This window comes from Rhizobium sp. BK275 (genome assembly GCF_014193555.1).
Lineage (GTDB): Bacteria > Pseudomonadota > Alphaproteobacteria > Rhizobiales > Rhizobiaceae > Rhizobium.
Map to the genome: position 1 here is coordinate 1,154,757 of NZ_JACHZL010000001.1, position 12,091 is coordinate 1,166,847.

A 12,091-nucleotide genomic window follows, 5' to 3' on the forward strand; every position below is an offset into this window, starting at 1 on the left:
CTCGAGGTCGGAACGACGCTATGGGCAGGAGGGAACGCGCCGCATATGATCAATCAATTGAAGGGAGATCGACTGGTGTGCGCGCAGATGGATCGCGGCCGGGATTGCGGGTTGAGAGAGAAACGGGCCGCAAGGTCTGTGTCCGCGCTCATACCAAAAGAAAGCCAGCCATTCCGGCAAGAGCGGCGACGATCGTTGCGATCGCCAGTCGGACTGCAAAGGCGAAACTGCCGATGCTTGCTGCAAGCACTGCTTTCGCAAGAAGATTGGCGAAGGCGGCGACCGCGATGGCGTAAGCAGCCGCATCCGCGGACAGTTGGCCCGATGACAGTTTTGCGACCGAGAGGGTTATTGCGTCGAGATCCCCGAGACCGGTGATGAAGGCAAGGGCAAGCAGCGATTGCGTTCCAAAGACGATAAGCGTCGCCCGCGTCAAGATTATTACAATGGCCAGAACAAGGGCAAAACGCAGCGCGACCATGATCTCCAGCGGGTTTTTCGGTGAAAAATCGGGAGTATCGTCGCTACGCCGCAACGATCCGATAAGGCCACCGGCGATGGCGAAGACGACGGCCGCTGGAGCGACCAACGGTGCAAGCTCCTTCAGAACGGCTGGCCCAACGACGCCGCAGATCAGAAGCGTGCGGGTGAGGGAGACCGCCCCCGCCAGCATTGCGCCGGCCGAAAGCAGATGGGATAGTCCAGGCGTCTTCGACGACTGGCGGGCGAAGGAAAGCGTCAAGGCTGTCGAGGAGACGATGCCGCCGCTTGCGCCCGTCATCAAGATGCCGGCACGTGCGCCGGTGAGCCTGATCAGCACATAACCGGCGAAGGATACGGCTCCGACGAGGATCGTCATCATCCAGAGCTCGAAAGGATTGATCGTCTGCCAGCGATCGATCGGGGCGTCGGGCAGGATTGGTAAGACGACGACCGTCATCGTCAGCAGGATCAAGGCCGCCCTGAGCTCAAGCCAGGTCAATCGTCGAAGGAACCCATGCAGCGGTTCGCGCGCCGCAAGAAGGGCCGTTATCGCAACGGCACCTGCCGCGGTCACCGTCATGTCGGCAACGACGGCGGAAAAACCCAGTACGAAGACCATGATTGCCGCAATGGCAGCCGTTGCGCTGTAATCCTCGTCGCGGGAGGACTGCAGGGTGCTGAACACGAGGATCGTGATGCAGAAGAACGCAAAGATGGCAACGGGCAGGATCGGTCCTGTCATAGGCTGGAGGAATCCGCACAGGCCGCCGAGGAAACTTGAGAGGCCATAGGTTCTGATGCCTGCGACCCTTTTGCCCGGCGCAGCCTCGCGCTCCTGCCAGCCGCGCTCGATGCCGACGAGGATTCCGATCGCAAGCGCCAGACTGAGGCGCTGAAAAGCTTCCATCATTACCAGTGCCGACATGTCTGAGGGTCCGATCGCCGCCGTACGTTTCTTCAGAGGTCTTCTCGCGCCTTCGCGTTGCGAAGAACGGATATGCCGAGAACCATAAGAAAGAGGCCGCAGATCACTGCATTCCAGACGAAGAGCGGCCTTTCGGCGTTTTGCAGCATCCATGGCGAAACAACAAGCCAGATACCGATCAGGAGATTACCCCACTCCTCCCATAGACGGTAGGAGGCGAATGCTGCAGCGCTGAGGATGGCGACGGCGATGCCGCAGACGAGGACATTCCAGGCGTCAACGCCAAGCGGCACGGAGTCCGGACTGAAGCTTCCAAGTGCCCAAGGGGAGGCGATAAGCCATACCCCGATGATGAAGGCGCTGTGGTCTTGCCAGCGACGACGGTCCATTTCTCGATCTCCCTGTTTTTCACGAAAGCCAATCACACCTGGCGGCCTGCCTCATTGCGCCGGATCAAAATCTTCGCGGTGAAGAATTTCTATGGGCGCAAATGGCCTGTTTTTGACAACCGTCAATGACCGTTTGCCGTGGTTTCAGGATCATGACATCCTCAAGATAAGGAGCAGCTTATGAAGGCAATGATCCTGGAAGCGATCGGTGTGCCCCTGCGTGCGGTGGACCGGCCTGATCCGGTGCCGGCAGCGGGGCAACTGATGCTGAAGGTCGAGGCCTGCGCCGTGTGCAGGACGGATCTTCATGTCTGCGATGGCGATCTCGTCAACCCGAAGCTTCCGCTCATTCCCGGCCATGAGATCGTCGGCATCGTCGAGGCGGTGGGGGAGGGGATCGCGCCGTCGCGCATCGGTCAAAGGGTCGGCGTGCCCTGGCTCGGCCACACATGCGGTTGCTGTTCCTTCTGCCGGAGCGGAGAGGAAAACCTCTGCGATGAGCCGCAGTTTACCGGCTACACGCGTGACGGGGGCTTTGCCACCCATGTCGTTGCGGATGCCGATTATGCCTTTGTGCTCGATAGTGCAGCCGATCCCGTTGCCCTTGCTCCGCTCCTCTGCGCCGGCCTCATCGGCTGGCGTTCGCTGAAGAAGGCCGGTGACGGCAGGAGGATCGGGCTCTACGGGTTCGGCGCGGCCGCGCACATCATCGCGCAGATCTGCCGCTGGCAGGGCCGCGAGGTCTACGCGTTCGCACGTCCGGGCGACGAGGCAGCGCAACGCTTCGCGCTCGAACTCGGCGCCGTCTGGGCAGGAAGCTCTGATGAGCCGCCGCCGGTCACGCTCGATGCGGCGATCATCTTTGCGCCCGTCGGCGAACTCGTGCCGGCCGCATTGAAGGTGGTGCGGAAGGGAGGCCGGGTCGTCTGCGGAGGCATCCACATGAGCGACCTGCCGGCAATGCCTTATGCCCTGATATGGGGCGAGCGAGCCGTGGTTTCGGTCGCCAATCTGACGAGAAGGGACGCTGAGGAATTTTTCCCCGTCGCTTATCAGGCAGGTGTCCGGACCCACACGAAAACCTATCCGCTTGCCGACGCCAATGCGGCGCTCGACGATTTGCGCGCCGGTCGTTTGAGCGGGGCGGCCGTCCTGAAGCCTTGAGTGGCGGCGCTATCGGGATGTGGCGACGCCGGTTCCGGTTTCGAGCGCCTTCATGGCGGCAACCACGCGCGCCGCAAGCTGTGGCGTGCGTGCACCAATGAAACCGTCCACTTTTGGTGCGCGATTGGAGCGGTAGGCGAGCGACGATCCGTCAGCCTGCAGGACCGTGCCGCCCGCCGCCTCGATGATCGCCTGGCCAGCAGCGCAATCCCAGATCATCGTCGGACCGAGTCGCAGATAGAAATCGGCCTCGGCGGCAGCCACCAGCGCGAATTTCAGCGACGATCCCATTGCTTGCACGTCGCAGGGCTGCAGTGCCGCGAGAAGGGCTTCGGTCCGTGGATCGCAATGGGAACGGCTGACGAGGGCAATCGGCTGAAGCCTTGGCGCGAGGGGGTACGGGAGCTTGCGTCGAAGGCCTGCGGCTGTCTGTTCGAAGGCAAGCCCGGCACCCCAGGAGAAGAAGAGCCGGTCGCGAGCAGGCGCGTAGATCAGACCGGCGCTGACGCGCCCGTCTTCAACCAGAGCAATGTTGACGGCAAATTCGTCGCTGCCTTTTATGAACTCCTTGGTGCCGTCGAGCGGATCGATCAGGAGGATTGCGGCATTCGTATCCTGACCGGCCCCGGCGGTAGGAGTATCCTCCTCGCTGATAACGGGGATTGCCGGGAATGATGCCAGGCATGCTGCGCGAAGGATCGCGTGGCTGGTAAGATCGGCGGTGGTAACGGGCGTGCCGTCTTCCTTGGTTCTGGTGGCAAGGTCATCCTTCTGCAGCTCGAGCGCTGCCTTGCCCGCCTTCCGAATGATCGGGATCAGTGTTTCGACAAGCTGCCTTCTTGAAGACAGGTCCATCATATCTCCCCGCCAGCTGCACGATGTCGATTCTTTCCTATTCTGCGACGACGATCCGATCATTGATGCGGGTCAATGCGTTGTCCCGGGAGGATCGCAATGCTGGCAAGGCTATATGGCGATTGAAAGGTCTGCAGATGATCACCGAAGACCAGTCGGCAACCATTTCCTTTCTGAAGGACGCGTTGTCCCGGAATGCAGCGCCCGTCGAAACGATCGAGACGCATATATCGCGGATCTTCCTGGCAGGAGAGCGGGCCTACAAGATGAAGCGCGCCGTGAAGCTGCCCTATGCCGATTTCTCCTCCCCGGAGATACGGCTGGCGGCATGCCGCAAGGAAGTCGAATTGAATACGCCGACCGCGCCCGGCATCTATCTCGGCGTCAGGACGATCACGCTGGAGGGTAGTGACAATCTTGCGCTCGACGGCCAGGGCCAATTGGTCGACGCGCTGGTGGAGATGCGGCGTTTCGATCAGTCGCTGTTGCTCGACCGCATCGCCACGTCAGGCGGACTGACACCATCGATGGTGACCTCGCTGGCGAAGGCGATCGTCCGGTTCCACCGTCTCGCCCCGGTCATCCATGATGGTTCGGGCGCGGCCAATATGGCTGCCGTCCTGAAGGTCAACGAGGCCGGTTTTGCGACCAGCCATGTTTTTTCACCCGACGAGGTTGGCGAACTGACAGCGGCCTTCGACCGCCGTCTGACCCAGCTTGCCGGCCTGCTGGACCAGCGTGAACAGGCGGGCAAGGTTCGGCGTTGTCATGGCGACCTGCATCTTCGCAATATCTTCCTGCTCGATGGCGAACCGTGCCTGTTCGATTGCATCGAGTTCAACGATCAGATCGCAACGACCGATATCCTCTATGACCTCGCCTTCCTGTTGATGGACCTCTGGCATCGCGGGCATCCCGAATTCGCAAACCTGGTGATGAACCGTTATCTCGACGAGATGGATGAGGAAGACGGCTTTGCCGCGCTGCCGTTCTTCATCGCCGTGCGCGCTGCCGTGCGGGCGCATGTCACCGCCACCCAGACGGAAGACGCGGGCGAGCGGGCGGCGATGCTGGCCGGCGAGGCGCGCTCCTATTTCCAGCTTGCCCGCTCCTTGCTGCAGCCGGTGGCAGGACGGCTCGTGGCCATCGGCGGCCTCAGCGGGTCGGGAAAGACGACGCTTGCAGAAGCGCTGGCGCCGCGCATTGGTCAGGCGCCGGGCGCGCGCATTATCGAAAGCGACCGCATTCGCAAGGCGATGCATGATGTTCCAGCCGAGACCAGGCTGCCGCAGGCCGCATATCGGCCTGAAATTTCCGCAAAGGTCTATGAGGAGATGGCCTGGCGAGCCCGCCTCATCCTTGCGGAAGGCGGTTCTGCGGTGGCCGATGCGGTCTTCGACAAGCCGGCCAACCGGCGTATGATCGAGGACGCGGCAGAAGAATGTCACCATCCCTTCTCAGCCTTCTGGCTCGAAGCTGATCCGGCATTGCTGCTGCGGCGCGTTGCGGCACGGAGCGGCGGCCCCTCCGACGCGACGGTTGATATCCTGGCGCATCAGCTTGCGCATGATACAGGTGCCGTTGCATGGCCGCGTCTCGATGCCACTCGGCCTGCGGAAAGGATCGTCGATGAGATCATCCATCTCATCGGGACGAATGGCTCAGAACCTGCCCCCGCAAATGCCGAAGCCCGCGCGGTTTCTCCAAGCCATCCGAATACTGTTCTTTGACCGGCTGCAATGAGGATCCGCAGGGGTCGGCTTCACGTCGTTGGTGAACTATGCAGCGGCCCCCGCCGTGAGATATGTTTGCCGTCGCTCCGGTGAAAAAAGAGGCGCTTGGCAATTTCGAGGGTGACGGCAAAGGCCAACGAAATGCCGAGCAGGCTGCCAAGCAGGGGCAGCGGAAGGGGTACGAACCCGAAAGTGCCGGCAAATGGCATATAGGGCAGGGCAATGGCGACAATGCCGATGAGCATCGTCGTTCCGAAGAGCAGCCGGCTCGGCCGGCTCTTCCAGCTTGCGGCAGCGGTGCGCACGATCAGCATGGTTGCAAGTTGCGTGACTAGCGATTCCACGAACCAGCCGGTGCGAAACTGATCGACGGTCGCCCCGATGTAGAACATCAGGAAACCGAAGGTCAGGAAATCGAAGAGCGAGCTGATCGGGCCGAAGCAGAGCATGAAGCGCTCGATAGCGGCGATATTCCATCGCTTCGGGCGCAGCACGTCGGCATGTTCGACGCGGTCCGTGGCAATTGCCATGGAGGGCACGTCGGCCAGAAGATTGTTGAGCAGGATCTGCTTGGCGAGCAGCGGCAGGAAGGGCAGGAAAAGCGAGGCGACCGCCATGCTGATCATGTTGCCGAAATTGGCGCTGGTGGCGATCGAGATATATTTCAGCGTATTGGCGAAGGTCCGCCGGCCGTCGTCGATACCGCGCGCCAGCACGTCGAGATCACGGCGCAGGAGCACGATATCGGCCGCCTCACGGGCGACATCGACGGCGCTGTCGACGGAGATGCCGATATCGGCCTCGTGCAGCGCCGGCGCATCATTGATGCCGTCGCCGAGATAACCGACCACATGGCGGGCGCGGCGCAGGGCCTTGATGATCCGCTCCTTCTGATTGGGATCGATCTCCACGAAGAGATTTGTCTTCTGCGCCCGGGCAAAAAGCGCGTCAGTGCTCATAGCGGCGATCTCGCTGCCGGTCAGGAGATGGGTCGATTTCAGGCCGATGGTTTCGGCCAGGTGCCGGACAACGTAACGATTGTCGCCGGAAATGATCTTGATGTGGATGCCGCGGTGCTTCAGACCGGCAAGAGCCTCCTTCACGCCGGCTTTCGGCGGATCGAGGAACAGCAGGAAACCCTCCAGGCAAAGCTCGGCCTCGTCGTCCTTGCCGAACCCCGTTTTTTCCGACGGGAACCGGCGTGTGGCGATGGCGATCACCCGGATGCCGTCCTCGCTCCAGTTCCGGTAGCGTTTCTCGATGGCGTCGCGCAACGGCGCGTCAAGCGGCCGTGTCATCGCGCCCGCCTTGGCCGATGTGCAGGCGGCGAGGACATTGGCGACGGCACCCTTGCAGATGAGGTCGGTCCCGTCTTCTCCTCCGGTGACGACGGAAAGTCGCTTGCGGGCAAAGTCGTAGGGAATTTCGTCCACCTTGCGGTAGTGCGCCATCTCGTCCGGAGCATTGCCCGATGCAAGGATCGCATCGTCGAGCGGGTTTTTCAGGCCGGTCTGCAGGCTTGCATTGAGGGATGCGAGCAGGCGCACCCGGGCGGACGCCTCCCCGGCAATGTCGACGCAGCTGTTGAGCTGGATGACGCCTTCCGTCAGCGTCCCTGTCTTGTCGGTGCAAAGCAGGTCCATGCTGCCAAGATTTTCCATCGCCTCCAGGCGGCGGATGATGACGCCTTGCCTGGCCATCACCCGGGCCCCCCGCGCCAGCGTGACGCTGATGATCGCCGGCAGCAGCTCCGGCGTCAGACCGACGGCGAGCGCCAACGAAAACAGCAGCGAGTCGATCAGTGGTCGATGCAGCAGGAGATTGGCGACGAAGACGACGAGGACGATCGCCAGCATGATCTGTGTCATCAGATAGCCGAAGCGGCGGATCCCGCGGGAGAATTCCGTCTCCGGCAGCTGACGCGTCACCGCGTGGGCGATCGTCGCGAATTCGGTTCGGCCCGCGGTGGCGACGACGAGGGCGGTCGCCGTACCGCTCCGCACGGAGGTGCCGGTAAAGATGCAGTTGAGGCGGTTGCCGATCTGGGCTTCCGGCGGCGAGATGCCGGGAGCCTTGCCGACCGGAAAGGTCTCGCCGGTCAGTGCTGCCTCGCTGACATTCAGATCCCGAGACGACAGGATCACCGCATCCGCCGGCACGAGACTACCAGCCGAAAGACTGATGACATCGCCCGGCACGACCGCTGCGGCCGGAACTGCCCGTTCAGTGCCGTCACGCAGCACGGCCGCCGACAGCGATATGCTTTTCCGCAGGGATTCGACGGCACGGCTTGCCCCGTATTCCTGGGTGAATCCGAGCAGGCAGCTTGCGAGGACGATGCAGCCGATGATCAGTGCATCATGCAGTTCCCCGACGCTTGCCGCGACGATAGCGGCAAAGATCAGGATGAGGACGAGCGGACTGACGAATTGCTTGAGCAGTGTGCGGAACGCGCCCGCGTCGCCGGCGGCATCGACGGTATTCGCTCCATATACCTGCAGCCGCGCTTTCGCTTCCGCCGATGTGAGGCCGGAGGGCTTCGATTTGAGCTCTCGAAGAAGCTCCGGCAGCGGCAGCGCCCAGTAGGGCCGCTGATTGCCTGTGCTCCTGTCGAGATAAGTGGTGCCGGAATCAGCCGAATTGTCCATGTCGCCGCTCCCTGGATCGCCGGGAGAGCTTGCCCTCAGCACAGGTTGCGACATTGACCCGCGTCAATTCTACGATCACGGATCGTGCGGCATTTTACCCTTGCCGCACCGCTTGCGGGCGCTCCGGCATTTGTCGGCTTCCAGGAACACGAAAAGCGGACAGGCGAGTGCCAGAAGCGTCATCCACGAATCGTTAGCGGAAAATCGACCTTGATCGCGGGAGCCGTGATGGCGGCAAGACCGCGTCCGAAAAATTCTCGATCCCCGCACCAAAGTCGGGAGACAAACGAAAACGGCCGGACATCCAGCCCGGCCGTTTTCGTTTAGGGTAAGCACCCGATCTGCCATCCTGTCACAGATTTCAGACCGGGCGCTCTTGCGCTTCCATTGCCCCCAGAAGCGCAGTCTTTATTCCCGCTCGCCCGTGAAATTGAGCAGAAGCTGGAAGAGGTTGACAAAGTTCAGGTAGAGCGAGAGCGCGCCGAAGACGGCCAGCTTCTGGTTCGATTCCTGATCGTAGTTTTCCGAATACTGTTCCTTGATGTTCTGCGTGTCATAGGCGGTGAGACCGACGAAGACGACGATACCGATCACCGAGATCGCGAACTGCAGGGCAGACGAACCCAGGAAGATGTTGACGATGCCGGCAATGATGATGCCGAACAGGCCCATCATAAGGAATGAGCCCATCTTCGAGAGGTCACGCTTCGTGGTGTAGCCGTAGAGGCTGATCGCGCCGAACATGGCAGCAGTGATGAAGAAGGTCTGCGCGATGCTCGTCTTGGTGAAGACCAGGAAGATCGAGGCGAGCGAGAGGCCCATGACGGCGCAGAAGGCCCAGAAGGTCATCTGTGCGGTGCTTGACGACATGGTCTGGATGCGGAACGAGAAGAAGAACACGAAGGCGAGCGGCGCCAGCATCACCACCCACTTGAGCGGTGTGCTGAAGATCGGCACGTAGAGCGCCGGCGTCGAGCCGACGATGAAGGCGACGATGCCGGTGATGACGAGGCCGAGCGCCATGTAATTGTAGACGCGCAGCATGTGCTGGCGCAGGCCCTCATCGAAAAGGGCCTGTGTTTGGGCGCCGGAGCCGTAGCCATAGCGGGGATTGATCGGGTTCATGACTGATCTCCTCGGTTGAACTAGTAGAGCGATCGGGCAAGCCGTTCGGCTGCCTGATCGAGGTTGGCGTCGCTGTTGTCGGCGATCAGCGCGTAAGCAACGTCGCCGATTTGCCAGTAGGCGGCTTCTGTCTTTTCAAGCGCGATATGGCTGACCGGCTTCACCTCGAAGGCACCCGGCCGGACGGCGAAGAGCGACAGGCGCTTGCCGTCGGTCTCCTCGATTGCCATTTCGACGCTCGGGCCAAAATCCGACGGGAAGATCTGCAGATCGGCAACCTTCCAGCCTTTTGGCAATTCGGGCATCACGATTGCGGTCGCAGCGCGGATTTCCTCGGCGCTGTAGGCCGGCGCCGTCTGCGACGGGATGGTTTCGCGAAGGGCTGCCGTGCGATAGGCGCGCACCGCATCCTCGACATACGCTGGTGTAGGAACCGAAGCGGCGACTTCCGTTGCCGTGAAGGCGCCGAAGGAATTATGCGCCACCCAGCCGGCGGCGAGCAGCACACCAACGGCAGCGATGCGCTGCATCGAATGCAGGATGCGGCCATAGGAAAGGCCACGTTCCAGCCTGCGGGCGGCATCGCGCGTCTCGGGGTGGCCGAAGGCGCTTTCGCCGGCGAGCGCCAGGCGCAATTCGCCCTTCACGCTGAGATCGGCCATGACCTTTGCGGCAATCGCCGGGTTCTCGGAGAGGTAGGATTCCACCTGAATGCGCCGTGCGACATCGAGCTCGCCGTCCACATAGGCGTCGAGATCGGCATCGATGATTGGATCAATCGCCTTCATTGCCGTTCCCTCCAACTAATTTCAGATGCGCAATGCGCGGCATTTTCTCCTCGAACTCCCGCAACTGGGCGCGGGCGCGGGAAATGCGCGACATCAGCGTGCCGACAGGAATGCCGAGCGCATTGGCCGCTTCCTGATAGGATAGGTCCTCGATCGCCACGAGATGCAGCGCTTCACGCTGCTCTTCCGGCAGATCGAAAAAGGCGTTGCGCACCTGCTGCAGGCGCACCGCATGCTCCTGGCCTGCGGGCAGCGACTGCTCCGCCTCGACTGCCGCTTCATCATGGCGGCGTGTCAGCGAGCGGGACTGCCGCACGCGGTCGATATGCGCGTTGTGCAGAATGGAAAGCAGCCACGTGCGCAGGTTTCCGCCGCTGCGGAAGCTCTTGCGCTTCTCGAAGGCCCGCACCAGTGCATCATGCACCAGATCCTCCGCCTCGTCCGAATTGCGCACCAGCGAGCGCGCGTAGCGACGAAGCGCTGCGAGCTGACCGATGACATCGAATGGGCGTTCTTTCCGTTCCATGATTGAGTATACGAAAGCATCGCAGATTTTATTCCGTGCCGATGCGGAATTTTTTTCGAGCGGCCGGAAAGGGCATGCCGGTTTTCCGTAAACGCCAAAAACCTCCGCCACTTGCCATGGCGGAGGTGGTGTTTTGCAGCCTCAATACAAGGGATCAGCCCTTGGGCATGATATTCCGGGGTCAGCCCTCGGGCATGATCCCCGGCTGGTCGGCGGGGAATTTCGCAATATCCTGGACGCTGACATTGAGGTGCTGGGCAACGAGGGCGGCCGGCGTATGGGTCAGCCACGAGGAGAGCCCGACTTCCTGATATTCGGCGACCTTGAAGACGGCAACGAATTGCAGGTCGGTCTTGCCGGTATTCTCGATGATATGGCCCTGGCTTCTTTTGACATAGCCAATGTCGCCGGGCCGGAAATCGGCGGTCTGGCTGCGTGGTCCGGCATCGAACACCGTCATGCGGCCTTCGCCCTTGATCCAGTACTGCCATTCGTCGGCATTCGGATGCCAGTGCATTTCGCGCACGCCGCCGGGCTTGATCGTTTCGATCGCAGCGGCAATCGTCTTGGAAACCTTGAAGATGCTGCTGTCGGCAAGCTGGATCGTGCCTGATGCATTCTGCTTCAGCGGCGCCGATGCCGCCAGCCGATAGGTGAAGGGGTAGGGCGGCAGGCCGGCGGAAGCTACGGCCTCCTGGTCGGCCGAAAGCGGACCTGGCTCCTTGCCCTGGAAGATCCAGAGATCCTGCAACGGGATGTTCTTGAACGTGTCCTGCGGCACGCCGAAATTCTTGGCGAGCAGTTCCGGCGAGGTATGCGCCAGCCAGTCGGTCAGGAGCAGGGTGCCATATTCGGACTGCTCGCCCTCATCGAAGACGAGGACGAATTCGGCGCCTTCAGGCCCGAGACCTTGCAGCGAGTGCGGGTAACCTGCCGGAAAATACCAGAGATCGCCGGCCTCGACGTCCTGCACATAGGCCCGCCCCTGCGGATCAAGCACAGTCACCCGGCAGCGGCCGTTTGTCATGATCGCCCACTCGGCAGCCCGGTGCCAATGCATCTCACGGATGCCGCCGGGGCCAAGGCGCATGTTGACGCCGGAGACCGCTTCGGAAATTGCAAAATCGGATTGCGTCACTTGCCGTGCCCAGCCGCCGTTCTGAATGCGCTTCGGCGCATTGTTGAACGACCCCCAGAAGAGCTGCATATCGCCGACATCGGTTGCCGGCGGATTGCCGAATGAGGGGAACTGGTCATTAAGGGCGGGGTTCTTCGGACCGGGATCGGAGAGCCCGGCAGGATTGGCGTTGATTGCGCCTTCTGCCGGCTGATCGGGATTGCCGAAGCTCGCTGCGTGCGCCGCACCCGCCGCAAGTGCCGTTCCGCCCATCGCTCCGAGCGCTAGAACCGTGCGTCTAGAAAGAGGTTCCATGGTTTTAATCCTTTCGTGTCGAT

The 12,091-nt window shown here is 61.7% G+C and carries 10 protein-coding genes; 2 read left to right on the plus strand and 8 right to left on the minus strand.

All coding sequences use genetic code 11. The annotated features are described in order from the left end of the window. Window positions 1–148: 148 nt before the first annotated feature. Both FHT82_RS05285 and FHT82_RS05290 read right to left on the minus strand, forming a co-directional pair. The gene (locus FHT82_RS05285; RefSeq protein ID WP_183726961.1) at window positions 149–1,408 is read right to left on the minus strand and encodes an MgtC/SapB family protein; all 1,260 of its coding nucleotides are present in this window, start codon (window positions 1,406–1,408) and stop codon (window positions 149–151) included. 32 nt (window positions 1,409–1,440) lie between these two features. After that, window positions 1,441–1,797 (minus strand): SPW repeat protein, encoded by a 357-nt coding sequence (locus tag FHT82_RS05290; RefSeq protein WP_183726962.1) that lies wholly within the window; start codon window positions 1,795–1,797, stop codon window positions 1,441–1,443. Window positions 1,798–1,977: 180 nt separating this feature from the next. Here FHT82_RS05290 and FHT82_RS05295 point away from each other — a divergent pair, with 180 nt between their 5' ends. Beyond that, window positions 1,978–2,961, plus strand: a complete 984-nt coding sequence (locus FHT82_RS05295) for a zinc-dependent alcohol dehydrogenase family protein (protein ID WP_183726964.1) — start codon at window positions 1,978–1,980, stop codon at window positions 2,959–2,961. 9 nt (window positions 2,962–2,970) lie between these two features. On the opposite strand, the gene FHT82_RS05300 is transcribed toward FHT82_RS05295, so the two are convergent. Then, window positions 2,971–3,816 carry a 3'(2'),5'-bisphosphate nucleotidase CysQ gene (locus FHT82_RS05300; protein WP_183727324.1) on the minus strand — a complete coding sequence of 282 codons (846 nt, stop codon included), beginning with the start codon at window positions 3,814–3,816 and terminating at the stop codon, window positions 2,971–2,973. A gap of 137 nt (window positions 3,817–3,953) precedes the next feature. On the opposite strand from FHT82_RS05300, the gene FHT82_RS05305 reads away from it, so the two are divergent. Continuing rightward, window positions 3,954–5,546, plus strand: coding sequence for a bifunctional aminoglycoside phosphotransferase/ATP-binding protein (locus tag FHT82_RS05305; RefSeq protein WP_183726966.1), 1,593 nt, complete (start codon window positions 3,954–3,956; stop codon window positions 5,544–5,546). Between the two features lie 32 nt (window positions 5,547–5,578). Here the strand turns inward: FHT82_RS05305 and mgtA are convergent, their stop codons facing one another. The 5 genes from mgtA to FHT82_RS05330 form a co-directional block, all read right to left on the minus strand. Continuing rightward, a complete protein-coding gene (gene mgtA / locus FHT82_RS05310) occupies window positions 5,579–8,197 on the minus strand; it encodes a magnesium-translocating P-type ATPase (RefSeq protein WP_183726968.1) in 2,619 nt (872 codons plus the stop codon). Window positions 8,198–8,605: 408 nt separating this feature from the next. Next, complete coding sequence (locus FHT82_RS05315) at window positions 8,606–9,322, minus strand: Bax inhibitor-1/YccA family protein (protein ID WP_183726970.1); 717 nt, start codon at window positions 9,320–9,322, stop codon at window positions 8,606–8,608. Window positions 9,323–9,342: 20 nt separating this feature from the next. Then, window positions 9,343–10,110 carry an anti-sigma factor gene (locus FHT82_RS05320; protein ID WP_183726972.1) on the minus strand — a complete coding sequence of 256 codons (768 nt, stop codon included), beginning with the start codon at window positions 10,108–10,110 and terminating at the stop codon, window positions 9,343–9,345. After that, the gene (locus FHT82_RS05325; RefSeq protein ID WP_183726974.1) at window positions 10,097–10,636 is read right to left on the minus strand and encodes a sigma-70 family RNA polymerase sigma factor; all 540 of its coding nucleotides are present in this window, start codon (window positions 10,634–10,636) and stop codon (window positions 10,097–10,099) included. The genes FHT82_RS05320 and FHT82_RS05325 overlap by 14 nt, the downstream gene beginning before the upstream one ends. 181 nt (window positions 10,637–10,817) lie before the next feature. Further along, window positions 10,818–12,068, minus strand: coding sequence for an oxalate decarboxylase family bicupin (locus tag FHT82_RS05330; protein ID WP_183726976.1), 1,251 nt, complete (start codon window positions 12,066–12,068; stop codon window positions 10,818–10,820). Between the last annotated feature and the right edge of the window lie 23 nt (window positions 12,069–12,091).